Annotated in this window: 15 protein-coding genes; 3 read left to right on the forward strand and 12 right to left on the reverse strand. The window is 70.9% G+C overall.

The window, feature by feature from the left end:
* Positions 1-92 precede the first annotated feature (92 nt).
* Together Sspor_RS14900 and Sspor_RS14905 are read right to left on the reverse strand one after the other, a co-directional pair.
* Positions 93-629: a GNAT family N-acetyltransferase gene (locus Sspor_RS14900; RefSeq protein ID WP_202199575.1), complete on the reverse strand. Its 537-nt coding sequence runs from the start codon at positions 627-629 to the stop codon at positions 93-95.
* Positions 629-1,147, reverse strand: a complete 519-nt coding sequence (locus Sspor_RS14905; RefSeq protein WP_202199576.1) for an SMI1/KNR4 family protein — start codon at positions 1,145-1,147, stop codon at positions 629-631. Before Sspor_RS14905 ends, Sspor_RS14900 begins: the two co-directional genes overlap by 1 nt.
* Positions 1,148-1,262: 115 nt before the next feature.
* Here Sspor_RS14905 and Sspor_RS14910 point away from each other — a divergent pair, with 115 nt between their 5' ends.
* Positions 1,263-1,964, forward strand: a complete 702-nt coding sequence (locus Sspor_RS14910; RefSeq protein WP_202199577.1) for a nitroreductase family protein — start codon at positions 1,263-1,265, stop codon at positions 1,962-1,964.
* Here the strand turns inward: Sspor_RS14910 and Sspor_RS14915 are convergent.
* From Sspor_RS14915 to Sspor_RS14930, 4 genes are all read right to left on the reverse strand, one after another.
* Positions 1,948-2,175 carry a hypothetical protein gene (locus tag Sspor_RS14915; RefSeq protein ID WP_202199578.1) on the reverse strand — a complete coding sequence of 76 codons (228 nt, stop codon included), beginning with the start codon at positions 2,173-2,175 and terminating at the stop codon, positions 1,948-1,950. The genes Sspor_RS14910 and Sspor_RS14915 overlap by 17 nt on opposite strands.
* Positions 2,175-3,068 (reverse strand): hypothetical protein, encoded by an 894-nt coding sequence (locus tag Sspor_RS14920; protein ID WP_202199579.1) that lies wholly within the window; start codon positions 3,066-3,068, stop codon positions 2,175-2,177. The genes Sspor_RS14915 and Sspor_RS14920 overlap by 1 nt, the downstream gene beginning before the upstream one ends.
* 252 nt (positions 3,069-3,320) lie before the next feature.
* Complete coding sequence (pruA, locus tag Sspor_RS14925; protein WP_202199580.1) at positions 3,321-4,952, reverse strand: L-glutamate gamma-semialdehyde dehydrogenase; 1,632 nt, start codon at positions 4,950-4,952, stop codon at positions 3,321-3,323.
* 32 nt (positions 4,953-4,984) lie between these two features.
* Positions 4,985-5,911, reverse strand: a complete 927-nt coding sequence (locus tag Sspor_RS14930; protein WP_202199581.1) for a proline dehydrogenase family protein — start codon at positions 5,909-5,911, stop codon at positions 4,985-4,987.
* A 160-nt stretch (positions 5,912-6,071) separates the two neighbouring features.
* Here Sspor_RS14930 and Sspor_RS14935 point away from each other — a divergent pair, with 160 nt between their 5' ends.
* Positions 6,072-7,403 carry a PucR family transcriptional regulator gene (locus Sspor_RS14935; protein WP_202199582.1) on the forward strand — a complete coding sequence of 444 codons (1,332 nt, stop codon included), beginning with the start codon at positions 6,072-6,074 and terminating at the stop codon, positions 7,401-7,403.
* On the opposite strand, the gene Sspor_RS14940 is transcribed toward Sspor_RS14935, so the two are convergent.
* Complete coding sequence (locus tag Sspor_RS14940) at positions 7,400-7,984, reverse strand: TetR/AcrR family transcriptional regulator (RefSeq protein WP_202199583.1); 585 nt, start codon at positions 7,982-7,984, stop codon at positions 7,400-7,402. The two genes, Sspor_RS14935 and Sspor_RS14940, sit on opposite strands and share 4 nt — an antisense overlap.
* Positions 7,985-8,073: 89 nt before the next feature.
* On the opposite strand from Sspor_RS14940, the gene Sspor_RS14945 reads away from it, so the two are divergent.
* Entirely contained in the window at positions 8,074-9,630 is a 1,557-nt protein-coding gene (locus Sspor_RS14945; RefSeq protein ID WP_202199584.1) for an MFS transporter, read from the forward strand.
* A gap of 89 nt (positions 9,631-9,719) precedes the next feature.
* Here the strand turns inward: Sspor_RS14945 and serA are convergent, their stop codons facing one another.
* The 5 genes from serA to Sspor_RS14970 form a co-directional block, all read right to left on the reverse strand.
* Positions 9,720-11,309 (reverse strand): phosphoglycerate dehydrogenase, encoded by a 1,590-nt coding sequence (serA, locus tag Sspor_RS14950; protein WP_202199585.1) that lies wholly within the window; start codon positions 11,307-11,309, stop codon positions 9,720-9,722.
* 289 nt (positions 11,310-11,598) lie between these two features.
* Entirely contained in the window at positions 11,599-12,600 is a 1,002-nt protein-coding gene (gene ilvC / locus Sspor_RS14955) for a ketol-acid reductoisomerase (RefSeq protein ID WP_202199586.1), read from the reverse strand.
* Positions 12,601-12,733: 133 nt separating this feature from the next.
* A complete protein-coding gene (ilvN, locus tag Sspor_RS14960) occupies positions 12,734-13,258 on the reverse strand; it encodes an acetolactate synthase small subunit (RefSeq protein WP_069922074.1) in 525 nt (174 codons plus the stop codon).
* 32 nt (positions 13,259-13,290) lie between these two features.
* Positions 13,291-15,177: an acetolactate synthase large subunit gene (locus Sspor_RS14965; protein WP_202199587.1), complete on the reverse strand. Its 1,887-nt coding sequence runs from the start codon at positions 15,175-15,177 to the stop codon at positions 13,291-13,293.
* Positions 15,178-15,381: 204 nt separating this feature from the next.
* Positions 15,382-18,279, reverse strand: coding sequence for a putative bifunctional diguanylate cyclase/phosphodiesterase (locus Sspor_RS14970; RefSeq protein ID WP_372499741.1), 2,898 nt, complete (start codon positions 18,277-18,279; stop codon positions 15,382-15,384).
* Positions 18,280-18,427 lie beyond the last annotated feature (148 nt).

Genomic DNA, 18,427 nt, shown 5'->3' on the forward strand with positions numbered 1-18,427 from the left:
CAGCAGAGCGAAGTCTCGCCACTCGTACGACAAGACTCGCCCTCTTCATCTGGTCAGCGAGGTGATGCGAAGGAAACGGCCTGGGGGTGCCCTCAGAGCACGTCCCCGTCGCGCCAGTCGAAGTCGAGCGGCGCGGCGGGGTCCAGCCGGACGCCGCCGGGCGGTGCCCACACGTAGGTGGAGCCCTCCTCCTCGGGCAGCCGCACCGGACCCTCCGGGGAGAGCGCCCCCAGCTGGCCCGGCCACACCGACCAGCCGCGGGCGAGGTAGAGCCCGGCCCCCGCCTCGGACGCCGAGAGCGCGCCGAGCTCGTAGGCCCCCGCGACGACCTCCTCCAGCCGGGCCATCACCTGCCCGCCGAGGCCCTGGCGCCGCAGGTCGGCCCGTACGGCCACCGCCTCGACGTATCCGGTGCGCAGGGCCCGTCCGCGGTGCACGACCCGCCGCTGCACGACGCTGCCGTGGGCGACGATCCGGCCGTCGACCCCGATCACGACGTGCATCCCGCCGAGCGCGTGCTCGAAGTCCTCGTCGGCGAAGTCCCCTTCGAAGGCGTCGTCGAGGAGGGACCTGATCGCCCCGAGCTCGTCGGCGGTCAGTTGCGAGGTGTGCGCGGTCAGCGTGTCCATCACTGCTCCAGCCAGTCGGTGTACCAGGTGCGGAAGTCCGTGCTCTCGGGCGTGTGGCAGCCGAAATCCTGCTCCAGGTGCCAGACTTGACCGGCCAGCGGCCCGTTGAGGATCAACCTCGCATACGTGCCGCAGCCCTGTTCGGCCAGCATGAGCGTGCCCAGGGTCAAGCCCTCGGCCTCGTCGAACCGGCGGCTGTCGTCGAACGGACGGGGCTTGCGGATCGGGCAGGGTGCTGCCAGCCGGCCCGGGCGGCGGTCGTCCCGCCACTCGTCGTCCACCGCCCAGTCGTCGTCGGCCTCGGGGCGCGGGGTGATCAGCGGCATCAGTCCGTGCTCGGGGCCCGCGGGGCCGTCGCCGACCGTCGTGACGAACGTCCGGTACTCCTCGGGCAGCCGGATGCCGTGCTCCGCCTCGAAGGCCCGGACCTCCGCCTCCGGGAGCGGCGGCCTCAGCTCGTACCGGAAGGTCTTCGCGCGCAACCGTGCCCGTACGGCCTCCGCGTCCCAGTCGCTCATCCTGCGAACGTACCAAGGACCGGGACCGCATTGCGGACGCCGAACGCCGTACACCGGCCGCCATCGGCCGAAGCGGCTCTAGCGGTCTGGACCATTGCCTCGGCACACTCGCCCCATGTCGCCCGATACCCAGCGGTGGACCCCGATCCACGGCCAGCCGTACCGTCCCGCCGCCTACCGGCCCGCGCGGATGCCCCAGCACGAATCCCTGACGCGGGCCGCCGAGTTGCGGGCCCGGATGGACGAGCGGCGGACCGTACGCCACTTCTCCCCCGACCCCGTACCGGAGCAGGTGGTCCGGGACGCGATCGCCTGCGCCGCGACCGCGCCCTCCGGGGCACACCAGCAGCCGTGGACCTTCGTCCTGGTGAAGGACCCGGCCGTGCGGCAGCAGATCCGCGCGGCCGCCGAGCAGGAGGAGCAGCTGTCCTACGACGGCCGGCTGGGCGACGAATGGCTCGCCGCCCTGCGCCCCATCGGCACGGACGCCGTGAAGACCCACCTCACGGACGCCCCGGCGCTGATCGTGGTCTTCCAGCAGCGCTACTGGCTCGGTCCGGACGGGACGAAGCGCAAGCACTACTACGTGGACGAGTCGGTCGGCATCGCGGTCGGCATGCTCCTGTCCGCCCTCCACCTGTCCGGCCTGGCGGCGCTGGTCCACACCCCGAGCCCCATGCGTTTCCTCAGCCACGTCCTGGAGCGCCCGGAGAACGAGAAGGCCTTCGCCGTCATCCCGGTGGGCTACCCGGCGGACGACTGCGAGGTCCCGGACCTGGTCCGCAAGTCCCTCGGCCAGGTCATGGTCGAGGTGTGACCACCTCGCCGCCCGGCGGCTCCGGAGCCTGCCCCGGAGCCGCGGCGGGTTGCCCTCCGCCGAGGGCCTCGGCGAGCCGCATCCCGATCCGCACCCGGTCCTGCGGAGTGCCGGCGTCCATGGCGGCCCGCACGTGCCGCAGGATCAGCCAGTCGCGGACCACCTTGGCGACTCCGAGCACGGCCGCCGTCACGATCGCCGCGGTCAGCATCAGTGGGCCCTCCGTGCCGTGGCGTACGGCGCGTAGCAGGGCCCGCGCCGCAGGGTGACGAAGGCTCCGCCCATCGCGATCTCACCGGGGAACCACGGTCGGTCCCGCAGCCGCTCGGTGATCCGGTCCGGCCGCTCCGCCAGACCACTGCGCCGCAGCCGCCGTTCGAGTTCGTCCCGGTCCACGCCGCAGCACCACTCGACGACTACGTCCTCGCCGCCGTGGGTGTAGACGTTCGCCGATCCGTGCACGACCCCAGCAGCGACCAGTAGTCCTGGGCGCCGCAGCAGCCTGCTGTTCAGCCAGTCCTGCGCCAGCACCGATCCGGGATCGCCCCCCGAACCGGCGCGCCCCCTGAGCTCCGCCACCTCGGCGGGGTGCAGGCGGTGACGGTTGCGCCGCCACAGTTGCGTCAGTCCGTCGCCGTGCTCCGGCAGCAGCGGGCGCCAGTCCGGGTCGGGGTGCACCAGCGCCACCGTTGCCCGCCCCTGCAACTGATTCAGCACCACGTTGCCGCCCATCGGGACGATGCGCAGCCCCGGCACCCCGCGCAATCCGCCATAGTGCTCGTCGATGCGCGGCAGCACCGTGGACAGGACCCGGTCAGCCATCGCCGGATGCAGGACGAGTGTCAGACCGGTGCGAGTCGGCCGGGCGGATGTGAAGCCCAGCAGCGCCCCGTCTCGGCGCTCACCTTCCCGGAGCCCGTCGGCGAGCTCGGCCACCAGAAGCGATTCGAGAGCGCGCTGCGCTTCGTCCTCGGGCTCCGGGACCGGTTGGTGGCGGGTGATCAGGCCGGCTTCGGCCCAGCCGAGGCAGGTGTGGTGCGGCAGGCCGGTGGCCTCACGGCAGATGGTCGCCACGCGATGGCGGTTGTCGGTGCGCCTGGACATACGTCTCCCCGGGCGTCGTCCCGGCACGGACGCGTAGAGGTCTCGTATCTCCTGGCAAACATCCCACCCCGTACGGGAACTCGTCAGAGCCCTGCGCTCCCCCGGGAAGCCGGGCCCGGGTGCTGGAGCGTGTCGCCGTACACGACAACTGTGTCCAGGCTAGCAGGAGTTGCCGAGGGGGGAAATGGATACCGCCCCCGCTCCGGACTTGGGGGTACCGGAGCGGGGGCGGGGTTCAGCAGGGGGCGGAGGTCAGCCCATGTGGGGGTAGCCGTACTCGGTCGGCGCGACCAGGGTCTCCTTGATGGAGCGGGTCGAGGTCCAGCGCTGCAGGTTGCTCGCGGCGCCCGCCTTGTCGTTGGTACCCGAGGCGCGGCCGCCGCCGAAGGGCTGCTGGCCGACGACGGCGCCGGTGGACTTGTCGTTGATGTAGAAGTTGCCCGCCGCGAAGCGGAGCTTCTCCATCGCGTCCGCGGCCGCGTAGCGGTCGGCGGCGATGATCGAGCCGGTCAGGGCGTACGCCGAGACGGACTCCATCTGCGCGAGCATCGCGTCGAAGTCGGCGTCCTCGTAGACGTGCATGGCGAGGATCGGGCCGAAGTACTCGGTCGTGAAGACCTCGTTCTCCGGGTCGGTGCACGCGATGACGGTCGGGCGGACGAAGTAGCCCTCCGAGTCGTCGTAGGTGCCACCGGCGATGATCTCGCAGGTCGGGTCGGCGATGGCGCGGTCGATCGCGGCCTTGTTCTTCGCGAACGAGCGCTCGTCGATGACGGCGCCGATGAAGTTGGTCAGGTCGCGGACGTCACCCATGGTGATGCCGTCGACCTCGGCCGCGAAGGCCTCCTTGAAGCCGTCGTTCCAGATCGAGGCCGGGACGTAGGCGCGCGAGGACGCCGAGCACTTCTGGCCCTGGAACTCGAAGGAACCGCGGGTCAGGGCGGTCTTCAGGACGGCGCGGTCCGCGGACGGGTGCGCGACGACGAAGTCCTTGCCGCCGGTCTCGCCGACCAGGCGCGGGTAGGACTTGTACTTCTCGATGTTGTTGCCGACCGTCTTCCACAGGTACTGGAAGGTCTTGGTCGAGCCGGTGAAGTGGATGCCGGCCAGCTCGGGGTGGTTCAGGGCCACCTCGGAGACGGCGATGCCGTCGCCGGTCACCAGGTTGATGACGCCCTTGGGCAGGCCGGCCTCCTCCAGGAGCTCCATGAGGAGGATCGCGGAGTGGGTCTGCGTCGGGGACGGCTTCCACAGGACCACGTTGCCCATGAGGGCGGGGGCGGTCGGCAGGTTGCCGGCGATGGCCGTGAAGTTGAACGGCGTGATCGCGTAGACGAAGCCCTCGAGCGGGCGGTGGTCGCTGCGGTTCCACACGCCGGCGGAGTTCGCGACCGGCTGCTCGGCCAGGATCTGGCGGGCGAAGTGGACGTTGAAGCGCCAGAAGTCGACGAGCTCGCACGGGGTGTCGATCTCGGCCTGCTGCGCGGTCTTCGACTGGCCCAGCATGGTGGAGGCGGCGAGCTTCTCGCGCCACGGGCCGGACAGCAGCTCGGCGGCGCGCAGGATGATCGCGGCGCGGTCGTCGAAGGACATCGAACGCCAGGCCGGGGCGGCGGCCAGGGCGGCGTCGATCGCCTCCTGCGCGTCGGCCTCGGTGGCGTTGGCGTAGGTGCCGAGCACCGACTGGTGGTCGTGCGGCTGGACCACGTCGAAGCGCTCACCGCCGCCCATCCGCTTGACGCCGTTGATCGTCATCGGAAGTTCGATCGGGTTCTCGGACAGCAGCTTGAGCTGCGCTTCGAGCCGCGTGCGCTCCGGGGTACCGGGGGCGTACGAGTGGACCGGCTCGTTGACCGGCGCGGGGACCTGGGTCACAGCATCCATGGGGCTGGTAACTCCTTGAGCTAGTGGGGTGCCTAGTTCTTGGTGATCATCGAGCGGACGAAGAAGAGCAGGTTGGCCGGCTTCTCCGCGAGGCGGCGCATGAAGTAGCCGTACCAGTCCGTCCCGTACGCGGTGTACACACGCATCCGGTGGCCCTCGGCGGCGAGCCGCAGGTGCTCCTCGCTGCGGATGCCGTACAGCATCTGGAACTCGTACTCGTCCAGCTTGCGCCCGGCCTTGCGGGCGAGCTCCTGGCCGATGGCGATCAGGCGCGGGTCGTGCGACCCGATCATCGGGTAGCCCTCGCCGTCCATCAGGATCTTCAGGATCCGGACGTACGCCTTGTCGATCTCCGCCTTGTCCAGGTACGCGACCTCGGCGGGCTCCTTGTAGGCGCCCTTGACGATGCGGACGCGACTGCCGGCGGCGGCCAGGCGGCGGGCGTCGGCCTCCGTGCGGAAGAGGTACGCCTGGATCACGCAGCCGGTCTGCGGGAAGTCCCGGCGCAGCTCCTCGTGGATGGCGAACATCGAGTCGAGGGTGGTGTGGTCCTCGGCGTCGAGGGTCACGGTGGTGCCGATGGCGGCCGCGGCCTCGACGACCGGGCGGACGTTGGCGAGGGCGAGCTCGTGGCCGCCCTCCAGGGCCTGGCCGAACATCGACAGCTTGACGGACATCTCGGCCTTCTCGCCGAGACCGAGCTCCGCGAGGCGCTCGATGAGCTGGAGGTAGGCGTCCCGGGCGGCGTGGGACTGCGCCACCTCGGTGATGTCCTCGCCCACGACGTCGAGGGTGACCTCAAGACCGTTGCGCGTGAGCTCCTCGACGATCGGGATGACCTGATCGACGGTCTCGCCGGGGATGAACCGATTCACCACGGGCTTGGTCACCGGGGCGGCGGAGACGATACGACGCATCTTGTCGCTGCGCGAAGCGGCGAGGATCACGGGACCCAGCACGGGGGCACCTCCAACGGGTGGCAGAAGAAAAGCGCAAGTAAAACCACCGTGAAACCTAAGGATCGCTTTGATCCTCTGCCATCGACAGCTGTCACGCATCCGTGTCCCGGATCTCATACATCTGTCTGAAGGGTCCGCGCCGAGGTGGGAGAATATCCGCGTGAAGGGCGATTACCAGGACCTGGTGGACGAGATCTCCGCGCTGCTCGGCGCCCCGGCGACCCTGGAGAACCGGGACTTCCGGCTGATCGCCTTCGGCGCGCACGACAGCGATGACGATCTCGCGATGGACCCGGTACGGACCCGCTCGATCCTGACCCGGCAGTCGACGGCGGCCGTCCGGTCCTGGTTCGAGGGCTTCGGCATCGCCCGCGCCACCGGGCCCGTGCGGATCCCGGCGGCGCCCGACGCCGGAGTGTTCCGCGGGCGGATCTGCCTGCCGGTGCGGTACCGGGGCATCGTGCAGGGCTACGTGTGGCTGCTGGACCAGGAGCCCGGCAAGCCCGGGCCCGAGCCGGCGGCGCTGGACGCGGCCATGGAGGTGGCCCAGCGCATCGGGGTGCTGCTCGCCGAGGAGGCCAAGGCCGGGGCCGACCTGTCGCGGGAGTTCCTGGCGGTGCTCACGGCCGGCCGGGGCTGGCAGCAGGACATGGCGGTGGCCGCGCTGCGGGCGGCTCTCGGCCCGGGCGGGGACGGACTGCACGCGGCGGTCTGCGTGGCGCCGTGGCCCGGGGAGGCTCCGGCGTCGGTGCCGGGCGCGGCGGCGGTGTGCGTCGTACCGCGGCGGGGCGGGGGCGAGCCGGGCGGCCCGGCCGGACCCGGCGCGGGATCGGGGCCGGGGCCGGGGTCGGAGCCCGCGGGTGAACCGGCTCTGGCCGTACTGCTCCGGCTGCGCTCGACGGACGCCCTGGCTCCGGCCCTGGCGGCGGTGACGCGGCTGCTGCCGCGCGCGGCGCAGACGACGGGCACGGGCGGCGGGAACGCCGGGTCGGGCGGAGGGAAAACCGGAGCGGGCGGCGGGAGCGCAGGGTCGGGCGGAGGCGCCGGGTCCACGAGCGCCACCGCGGCCACCGCGCACCGGGTGACCGCCGGCGTCGCCGACCCCGTACGCGGACTCGCGGACCTGCCCGCCGCCTGGGAGCAGGCCGTCGCCTCCGCCCGGGCGGCCGCGGCCCAGCCCCGCTTCGGCCCTGTCGCCCAGTGGTCGGCGATCGGCCCGTACCGGCTGCTGACGGCACTCACCGCCGATCCGGTGGACGACCCCGCGGCCCGCACGCTGCTGACCCCGGCCCACCGCGAACTCGCCCGTACCGCCGAGGTCTTCCTGGACTGCGCGGGCCAGGCGGGCCGCGCGGCGGCCGCCCTGGGCATCCACCGTCAGACCCTCTACTACCGGCTGGGCCGGGTGGAGCAGTTGACCGGCCTGGACCTGGACGAGGGCGAGGACCGGCTGCTGCTCCACATGGCCCTGAAGGCCTCCCGCCTGGCCTAGGGGGTGCCCGCGGGCCGGGTCATCGCCTCGGCCGCGCGGCGCATGCCCTCGGTGAACTCCTCGGCGGTGGACGCCGACTCCGGGTCGAAGAGCCACTGGATCATCAGGCCGTGCAGCAGCGCCTGGTAGAAGCCGCCCAGGGTGCGGACGTCCCGCTCGTCGAGCTGGTCCTCCGGGGTGTCGGTGAGCATCGCGATCAGCCCCCGGCGTCCCTCCGCCTGGGAGGCGGCGAGCATCGCCCGCAACTCCGGCTTCTCGTCCCGGCCGAGCGCCACCTCCAGGCTGGCCGCCCAGATCGGCCCCGACTTCTCGTGCTGGGCCAGCACTCCCTCCCACAGGGCGCGGAAGCGCTCCATCGAGCCGCCCTGGCCGTCGAGTCCGTCCTGGAAGACCGCACCCCACTCCTCGATGAGGCCGATGAACGCCTCGGTCAGGAGGGCGTCCTTGGAACCGTAGTGGTAGCCGATGGAGGCCAGGTTGGTCCCCGAGGCACTGACGATGTCGCGCGCGGTCGTGCGCACGAACCCCTTCTCGACCAGGCACTTCTTGGCGCCTTCAAGCAGATCTTCGCGATGTCCCATGGCCACACGGTAGCAAGACAAGCGTCCCAGACAACAGTTCTACACATCCGTCATAGACAAGCGTTTAATACGTCTGTATGTTTCTGCTCATGACAACTCCCGCTGCCACAGCGCGACGTGCCGGCCGCCGTGAATGGACCGCCTTCACCGTCCTCCTGCTGCCCCTGCTCCTGGTCTCGATGGACGTCTCCGTCCTCTACTTCGCCATCCCGGCCATCACCGACCAGCTGGACCCGAGCTCCACCCAGCAGCTCTGGATCTTCGACAGCTACGGCTTCGCCCTCGCCGGCCTGCTCATCACGATGGGCTCGCTCGGCGACCGGATCGGCCGCCGCAAGCTGCTGCTGATCGGCGCGACCGCCTTCGGCCTCGCCTCGATCGGGGCCGGCTACGCCACCAGCGCCGAGATGCTCATCGCCTGCCGTGTCCTGCTCGGCATCGGCGGCGCGACCCTGATGCCCTCCACGCTGGCCCTCGTACGGAACCTCTTCCAGGACGACAAGCAGCGCGGTCAGGCCATCGCCATCTGGTCCGGCGCCATGACCGGCGGCATCGCCCTCGGCTCGGTGCTCAGCGGGGTGATGCTCAACCACTTCTACTGGGGCTCCGTCTTCCTCATCAACGTGCCCGCGATGCTGCTCCTGCTGATCCTGGTCCCGGTCCTGGTCCCCGAGTTCAAGGACCCCGCCCCCGGCCGCTTCGACCTCGCGAGCGTCCCGCTGTCCATGGCCGCCGTACTGCCGGTCGTCTACGGGCTCAAGGAGATCGCCGCCGAGGGCTTCGAACCCCTCTACCTGGGCTGCCTCGCGGCCGGTCTCGCCTTCGGATACGTCTTCGTCCGCCGCCAGCGCACCCGTGACGACGCCATGGTGAGCCGGGCGCTGTTCCGGGGCCGCGGCTTCGGGGCGGGCATCGGGCTGAACTCCGTCGCCGCCTTCGCCATGATGGGCTCGGCCTACTTCACCACCCAGTACCTCCAGTCGGTGCTCGGGATGGGCACCCTGGAAGCCGCCCTGTGGAGCCTGGCCCCCTCGGTCGTCATCGGCGCCGCGGCCCCGGCCTCCGCTGCCATGGCCCAGAAGACGGACCGGGCCTACGTCATCGCCGGCGGGTTCGTCCTCGGCGCCGTCGGCTTCGCCCTGCTGAGCCTGGCGGGCGCCGACTCGCTGTGGCTGGTCCTGGCCGGCGCCGGGGTGCTGGCCTCGGGCATCGTCTCCGTGATGTCCCTGGTCTCCGACATGGCGCTCGCCTCGGCGCCCGCCGAGAAGGCCGGTTCGGCGGCCTCACTGCTCGAGACCGGGGCGGAGTTCGGCGGCGCGCTGGGCATGGCCGTCCTCGGCAGCCTGGGCACCGCGGTCTACCGCGACGACCTGGCCGGCGCCGAACCCGCGGTCCGGGAGACCCTGGGCGGGGCCGTCGCCACCGCCCACCACATCGGCGGGCCCGCCGGGGAGCAGGTGCTGGCCCTGGCCCGGGAGGCCTTCGTCCACGGGATGCAGTACGCGGCCTGGGGCGGTACGGCGCTGCTGCTCGGGGCGGCCGTGCTCGCCGCGGCTCTGATGCGCGGGATCGAAGCACCCGCCCCGCCCGCGGCGGAGCCCGCCGACGCTTCCCGGATCCCGGTCCAGGAGGCGACGTACAACTGAATGGCCCGCCGCGGCAGGCGGCCGACGGAACGCGAAAGGGCCCGGGGGTCTCCCCCGGGCCCTTCGTTCACGCCACTACCCGGACGGGCTCAGGCGAGGCTGACCGTGCGCGCCGAGACGGCGCCGATCTCGGCGGCGATGTCCGCGAGGACGTTCGCCGGGACCGCGGCGTCGACGGTGAGGACGGCGAGCGCCTCGCCGTGCGCCTCCGCACGGGCCACCTGCATGCCCGCGATGTTCAGGCCGCCCTCGCCGAGGACGCGGCCGACGGTGCCGACCACGCCGGGGCGGTCGGTGTAGCGCAGGACGACCATGTGGTCGGCGAGCGACAGGTCCACGTCGTACTCGCCGACGCCGACGATCTTCTGGAGGTGCTTCGGGCCCGCGAGCGTGCCGGAGACCGAGACCTCCTGACCGTCCGACAGGGTGCCGCGCACGGTCACCACGTTGCGGTGGTCCGGGGACTCCGAGCTGGTCGTCAGACGGACCTCGACGCCGCGCTCCTGCGCGAACAGCGGGGCGTTGACGTAGGAGACCGTCTCGTCGACGACGTCCTCGAAGACACCCTTGAGGGCGGAGAGTTCCAGCACCTTGACGTCGTGCTGGGTGATCTCGCCGCAGACCTCGACGTCGAGGCGGACCGCGACCTCGCCCGCGAGGGCGGTGAAGATGCGGCCGAGCTTCTCCGCGAGCGGCAGGCCCGGACGGACGTCCTCGGCGATGACACCGCCCTGGACGTTGACCGCGTCCGGCACGAGCTCACCGGCGAGCGCGAGGCGCACCGACTTGGCGACCGAGACACCGGCCTTCTCCTGGGCCTCGTCCGTGGACGCGCCGAGGTGCGGGGTGCAGACGACCTGGTCGAGTTCGAAGAGCGGGGAGTCCGTGCAGGGCTCCTTCGCGTACACGTCGAGGCCGGCGCCGGCGACGCGGCCCTCCTTGATGGCCGTGTACAGCGCGGCCTCGTCGACGATCCCGCCGCGGGCGGCGTTGACGATACGGACCGACGGCTTCACCTTGTGCAGGGCCTCGTCCCCGATGAGACCGAGGGTCTCGGGAGTCTTGGGCAGGTGCACGGTGATGAAGTCGGCGACCTCCAGGAGCTCGTCCAGCGCCAGCATCTTGACGCCCATCTGGGCGGCGCGCGCGGGCTGTACGTAGGGGTCGTACGCGACGACCTTCATGCCGAAGGCCGACATGCGCTGGGCGACCAGCACGCCGATGCGGCCGAGGCCGACGACGCCGAGGGTCTTCTCGCTGAGCTCGACGCCCGTGTACTTGTTCCGCTTCCACTCGCCGTTCTTCAGGGCGGTGTTGGCCTGCGGAATGTTGCGGGCGGTGGCGACGAGCAGGCCGCAGGCCAGCTCGGCCGCGGTCACGATGTTCGAGGTCGGCGCGTTGACGACCATCACGCCGGCCTTCGTGGCGGCGGAGACGTCCACGTTGTCCAGACCGACACCGGCGCGCGCGACGACCCGCAGCTTCTTGGCCGCGGCGATGGCCTCGGCGTCGACCTTGGTGGCGGAGCGGACGAGGATCGCGTCGACGTCGACGATCGCGGGCAGCAGCTCGGCGCGGTCCGCGCCGTTGCAGTGCCGGATCTCGAAGTCCGGGCCCAGCGCCTCGACGGTGGCGGGCGACAGCTCTTCGGCGATGAGTACGACAGGTTTCGAGCTCACGTGGGTCATCCTCACAAGTCCAGTGCGGACGGCCGTCCCGACGGCCGCAGGCGGTGGAGGGGGTAGCCGCGTGGAAGACGCACGACACTGTGGGCCTGACGCGTATGTGTTCAGCAGTGTAGTGGCGCCGACGGGCCGGATTTCCGCCTGTACGGAAGGATCACCCGTCCGTGGTTGGCCGGGGTGGACAAGCCGTGCCCCTGAAGACCGGATTCCGGTGCGGTGTCCCCCGTCCGGTGATGCGCGGCGGGGCCGGGACTCCAGGTGTCCCGGCCCCGCCGCCACACGATCAGCTCTCGTCGCTGTCGACCCAGCTCATCAGCTTGCGGAGCTTCTTGCCGGTGGTCTCCAGCAGGTGCTCCTCGTCGGCCTTCTTGTACTCGTTGTACTTCGGCAGACCGGCCTTGTACTCGGCCATCCAGGTGTTGGCGAACTCGCCGCTCTGGATCTCCGCGAGGACCTTCTTCATCTCGGCCTTGGTGGCGTCGGTGATGACGCGCGGGCCGGTGATGTAGTCGCCCCACTCGGCGGTCTCGGAGACCGACCAGCGCATCTTCTCCAGGCCGCCCTCGTACATGAGGTCGACGATGAGCTTCAGCTCGTGCAGGCACTCGAAGTAGGCGATCTCCGGCTGGTAGCCGGCCTCGGTCAGGGTCTCGAAACCGGCCTTGACCAGGGCGGAGGCGCCACCGCAGAGGACGGCCTGCTCACCGAACAGGTCGGTCTCGGTCTCCTCGGTGAAGGTGGTCTTGATGACGCCGGCACGGGTGCCGCCGATGCCGGCCGCGTACGAGAGCGCGAGCGCGAAGGCGTTGCCCGAGAAGTCCTGCTCGACGGCGGCGATGCACGGAACGCCGCGGCCCTCCTCGTACTGACGGCGGACCAGGTGGCCCGGGCCCTTGGGGGCGACGAGGGCGACGTCCACGTTGGCCGGGGGCTTGATGAAGCCGTAGCGGACGTTGAAGCCGTGGCCGAAGAAGAGCGCGTCGCCCTCCTGGAGGTGCTCCTTGATGGACTCCTCGTAGATCTCGGCCTGCAGCGGGTCCGGGGTGAGGATCATGATGACGTTCGCCCAGGCGGCGGCCTCGGCCACGGGGACGACCTTCAGACCCTGCTCCTCGGCCTTGGCCTTGGACTTCGAGCCCTCCTTCAGACCGACGACGACGTCGACGCCGGAGTCACGGAGCGACAGCGCGTGGGCGTGGCCCTGGCTGCCGTAACCGATGACCGCGACCTTGCGGCCCTGGATGATGGACAGGTCGGCGTCGTTCTCGTAGAACAGCTCGGCCACTGGGATATCTCCTTGGTGCGCTGGTGTTGCTCCCACCGTACGGCGGGGAACGGAATCTGAGTTTCTCGGTCTCGCTATGCGAGCAGGGCGTGTCCTGCCCGGCCGACGTGTCCGCCGGGCCGGGCCGGGCGGGTCAGGCGCTGCGGTCGAGCGCGCGCAGGCTGCGGTCCGTGATGGACCGTCCGCCACGCCCTATGGCGATCGTGCCGGACTGGACGAGCTCCTTGATGCCGAAGGGCTCCAGCATCTTGAGCATCGCGCCGAGCTTGTCGGTACCGCCGGTGGCCTCGATGGTGACGGCCTCCGGGGAGACGTCGACCGTCTTGGCGCGGAAGAGCTGGACGATCTCGACGATCTGCGAACGGGTCTCGTTGTCGGCGCGGACCTTCACCAGGACGAGCTCGCGCTCGATGGCGTTGTGCGGCTCCAGCTCGACGATCTTGAGGACGTTGACCAGCTTGTTCAGCTGCTTGGTCACCTGCTCCAGCGGGAGGTCCTCGACGTTGACGACGATGGTGATGCGGGAGATGTCGGGGTGTTCGGTGACGCCGACCGCGAGGGAGTCGATGTTGAACCCGCGGCGGGAGAACAGGGCGGCGATCCGGGCGAGGATGCCGGGCGTGTTCTCGACCAGGACGGAGAGCGTGTGCTTGGACATGTGGGGCGTTCTCTCTCTCGGGCTCTCTCGGCTCAGTCGTCTTCGTTGTCGCCGAAGTCGGGACGGACGCCCCGGGCTGCCATGACCTCGTCGTTGGAGGTGCCGGCGGCGACCATCGGCCACACCATGGCGTCCTCGTGGACGATGAAGTCGATGACGACGGTACGGTCGTTGATCGCGTTGGCCTCGGCGATGACCTTGTCGAGGTCGGCCGGGTCCTCGCAGCGCAGCGCCACGCAGCCCATGGCCTCAGCCAGCTTGACGAAGTCCGGGACGCGCGTGCCCTTGCGGGGCGCGAGGGACTCGCCGAGCTGGGAGCCGACCGTGTCGTGACCGGTCTCGTCGGCGTGCAGAACGGTGTTGGAGTAGCGCTGGTTGTAGAACAGGGTCTGCCACTGGCGGACCATGCCCAGCGCACCGTTGTTGATGATCGCGACCTTGATCGGGATGTTGTTCAGGGCGCAGGTGACCAGTTCCTGATTGGTCATCTGGAAGCAGCCGTCGCCGTCGATCGCCCAGACCGTGCGCTCGGGCATGCCGACCTTGGCGCCCATCGCGGCCGGGACCGCGTAGCCCATGGTTCCGGCACCGCCGGAGTTCAGCCAGGTGCGGGGCTCCTCGTACTTGACGAAGTGCGAGGCCCACATCTGGTGCTGGCCGACGCCGGCCGCGAAGATCGTGCTCTTCGGGGCGAGCGCGCCGATCCGCTCGATGACCTGCTGGGGCGAGAGGCTGCCGTCGGTGGGCAGGTCGTAGCCCAGCGGGTAGGTGTCGCGCCAGCGGCTGAGGTCGTTCCACCAGGCGGTGTAGTCGCCGGCGTTGCCCTCGGTGTGCTCGGCCTGGACGGCCTGGATCAGGTCGGCGATGACCTCGCGGGCGTCTCCGACGATCGGGACGTCGACCGCGCGGTTCTTGCCGATCTCGGCGGGGTCGATGTCCGCGTGGATGATCTTGGCGAAGGGTGCGAAGCTGTCGAGCTTGCCGGTGACGCGGTCGTCGAAGCGGGTGCCGAGCGCGATCAGCAGGTCCGACTTCTGCAGCGCGGTGACGCCCGTGACGGAGCCGTGCATGCCCGGCATGCCGACGTGCAGCGGGTGGCTGTCGGGGAAGGAGCCCAGCGCCATCAGGGTGGTGCAGACCGGGACGCCGGTCAGCTCGGCGAGGACCTTCAGCTCGGCGGTCGCGCCGGACTTCATGACGCCGCCGCCGACGTACAGGACCGGGCGCTTGGCCTGGCAGATGAGCTTGGCGGCCTCACGGATCTGCTTGGCGTGCGGCTTGGTGACCGGCCGGTAACCGGGGAGGTCCTGGGTGGGCGGCCACGAGAAGGTGGTCTTCGCCTGCAGGGCGTCCTTGGCAATGTCGACCAGGACCGGGCCGGGACGGCCGGTGGCCGCGATGTGGAAGGCCTCGGCGATCGTCCGCGGGATGTCCTCGGCCTTGGTGACCAGGAAGTTGTGCTTGGTGATCGGCATCGTGATGCCGACGATGTCCGCCTCCTGGAAGGCGTCGGTGCCGATCGCCTTGGAGGAGACCTGACCGGTGATCGCGACCAGCGGGACGGAGTCCATGTGCGCGTCGGCGATCGGGGTGACGAGGTTGGTGGCGCCCGGGCCGGACGTGGCCATACAGACGCCGACCTTGCCGGTGGCCTGCGCGTAACCGGTCGCGGCGTGACCGGCCCCCTGCTCGTGGCGGACCAGGATGTGACGGACCTTCTTCGAGTCCATCATCGGGTCGTACGCGGGGAGGATGGCGCCGCCCGGAATACCGAAGACGGTGTCGCACCCCACCTCTTCGAGAGAGCGGATGAGGGACTGCGCACCCGTGACGTGCTCAACTGCGGCGGACTGCTGTCCGCCGGAACGGGGCCGCGGCTGCGGATGGTGGGCCCCGGTGGCCTGCTCGGTCATCGGCATTCTCTTCTCGAAGCTGAGGGTTTTACGCGGATTCGACTCTGTGCCAGTGCAACAAAAAACCCCTCGTGCCAGGAGGCAAGCGAGGGGAGCGCGTCGGGGGTGTTGAGCGGGGACATGCAGGTCCCAGCTTCAGCCGACGCGCTTTCCAAGTACGAGAATTCGGGTGCGCATGGCATTGACCCTCCCTCCGGCGGGAGGGTGATGTCAAGTAGGTGGGACGGGCGTCTCATTATGTGAGCCTCTGCGGATGGCCATCGAGCCCCCGGAGGAGCCGCCGGCCAGTGCTGGCTGGGCCGCTCCGCCCGGTACTGGGAACGTACCGCGCACCAGCGCGCGGCGCAGCCTGTACTCGTCGAGCGGGCCGGAAAAAGCCATTCCCTGGCCGTGCGTGCACCCCATCGCGCGCAGCGCCAGCACCTGCTCGGGCAGGTCCACGCCGTCCGCCACCGACCGCATGCCGAGGTCGTTTGCGATCCGCAAGAGACCAGCGGTGATCTTGTGCAGCCGGGCGGACTCGACCACGCCCTCCACCAGGCCCCGGTCCAGCTTGAGCATGTCCACGGGAAGGCGGCGCAGGGCGCTGATGGCCGCGTAGCCGCTGCCGAAGCCGTCCAGGGAGATACCCACCCCGAGCCGGTGCAGGGCCGTCAGACGGCGCTCCAGGTCGTCGAAGGGCACTCTGGGGTCCGATACGGCGAGCTCCAGCACCAGGGCCCCGGAAGGCAGCCCGTGCCGGGTCAGCAGTGCTTCCACGGAGCCGAGCGGCATGGACCGGTCCAGGAGCCGCTGAGCGGTCATCCGCACGGCCACCGGTACGTCGTGCCCGGCCCGGTGCCGGTCGGCGGCCTGCTCGACGGCCTCCTCCAGCAGCCAGCGCCCCAGCTCGGCGGTGCGCGAGGCGTCCTGGCCGGCGGCTCCGGGGCCACCGGCACCGCCGGCGCCGCCCTCGCTGTACTCGGCGACCCGGAGGAACTCCGCCGGGGTGAAGAGGATCCCCTGGGCGGAGCGCCAGCGGGCCTGGGCGGCGACGGCCGCCACCTCGCCGGTGGCCAGCGAGACCACGGGCTGGTGCAGCAGGGCGAACTCGCCCTCGTGCAGTGCCGTCCGCAGCCGCCCGGCCAGCTCGGCCTTGCGCACGACTTCGGCCTGCATCTGCGGGGCGTACATCTCGACGCGGTCCTTGCCGCCCGCCTTGGCCCGGTACATCGCGAGATCCGCGTTGCGCATCAGGTCCGAAGGGGTGATGCCGGGGTCCGCGAAGGCCGCTCCGATGCTCGCGGCGACCCGGACCTCGCTGCCGCCGATCCGGTACGGCTGGGAGAGGGTCGTGCGCAGCCGGTCGGCGATCTCCCGCACCTGGTACTCGCGGGCGCCGACGTCGCGGCTGCCGTCACCCAGGATCAGCGCGGCGAACTCGTCGCCGCCGAGGCGGGCCGCCGTGTCCCCGGCCCGGACCGAGTCCTGGAGCCTGCGGGCGGCTTCGACGAGCAGCTCGTCACCGGCCTGGTGGCCGATGGTGTCGTTGACCGCCTTGAAGCCGTCGAGGTCGATGAAGAGCACGGCGGTGCTGTGGTCGCCCGCGCGCCGGCCGGTCAGGGCCTGCCGCACACGACGGGTGAACAGGGCCCGGTTGGGCAGGTCGGTCAGCGCATCGTGTTCGGCACTGTGCTGGAGCTGCGCCTGGAGCCGGACCCGTTCAGTGACGTCGCGGCTGTTGAGGATGAGCCCGCCCTGGTGCCGGTTGACGGTGGACTCCACGTTGAGCCACTCGCCGTCGCCCGACTCGAAGCGGCACTCGATGCGGGTGGTGGGCTCCTCGGTCGGCGGTGCGGCGAGGAAGCGGCGTACCTCGTGGACCACCCGGCCGAGGTCGTCGGGGTGGATCAGGGTGGCGAGCTCGGTGCCGACCAGCTCCTCCGCCTCACGGCCGTAGACCCCGGCGGCGGCGGGACTGACGTAGCGCAGGGTGCCGGTGGGCGCGGCGATCATGATGACGTCGCTGGAGCCCTGGACCAGGGAGCGGAAGTGGTTCTCCTTCTGGGCCAGTTCCTGGGTCAGCGCGATGTTGTCGAGGAGCATGATGCCCTGCCGGATGACGAGGGCGAGCACGACCGTGCAGCCGGTGAAGACGACCATCCGGTCCACCTTCCGGCCGTCCACGACGTTGTACAGGATGCCGAGGGTGCACACGGCGGCCGCGAGGTACGGGGTGAGGGCGGGCAGCGAGCCGGTGATCGGGCGGCTGTGCGTCCGGTCCACCCGCGGGCGCCCGGCCGGCTCCGGGTGCGGATGGAGGCGCCGGGCGCCCCAGGGCGCGTACGCGAGGAGCAGCGATCCCGCGAACCAGCCGGCGTCGAGCAGTTGTCCGGACTGGTACTCGGCGCTCAGCAGGGGCGAGGTGAACAGGGCGTCGCTGAGCACGGTCAGGGCCAGCGCCGCGATGGCGGTGTTGACGGCGGAGCGGTTGGTCTCGCTGCGGCGGAAGTGCAGGACCAGGACCATCGAGACGAGCGCGATGTCCAGGAGCGGGTAGGCGAGGGAGAGCGCGGCGCGCGGGACGCTGCCGGGGGCGCCGGACTGGGCGGTCCGCGCCGCGTGGGCCAGGGCCAGGCTCCAGGAGAGGGTGAGCAGGGAGCCGCCGATGAGCCAGGAGTCGAGTCCGAGGCACACCCAGCCTGCGCGGGTGACCGGGCGTTTGGCGAGGACGAGCAGGCCCACGATGGCGGGCGGGGCGAAGCAGAGGAAGGCGAAGTCGGCGAGCGAGGGTTTCGGCACCTCCTGGCCCAGGATCACCTCGTACCAGCCCCAGACCGCGTTGCCGCCGGCGCCCATGAGGGAGGAGAAGGCGAAGAGCAGCCAGGCGGGGCGTTCGCGGCTGTCGATCGCCCTCGCGTAGGAGTAGCAGGAGACCGCGGCGAGTAAGCCGGCCGCGCTGAGTCCGAAGTCGCCCATGATCTCGGCGACTTCCTCCGATCCCCAGTTGAGGGCGGCGCCGACGGCGTACCCGCCGCTGACCACCGCGAGGAGCAGCTGCATCGCCAGGCCCTTGCCGCCGCCCGAGACGGAGGGCCGGTCCAGGAGCGCCGCCCCCGGGGAACTCACCGGTCCCCCTCGCCGGCTGGTTCCGGTGCAGCCCAGTCTCGGCAGCGTCGCCTCCGGCGGCTGTGCCGCATCGGATCCTTCGTCCATTGGCCGTGCATCGCCCGTCGCCCCCCAAAGTGTCCGATCACTCCCCAGCGCCAGACGTTCC

It is taken from the genome of Streptomyces spororaveus (assembly GCF_016755875.1).
Lineage (GTDB): Bacteria > Actinomycetota > Actinomycetes > Streptomycetales > Streptomycetaceae > Streptomyces > Streptomyces spororaveus.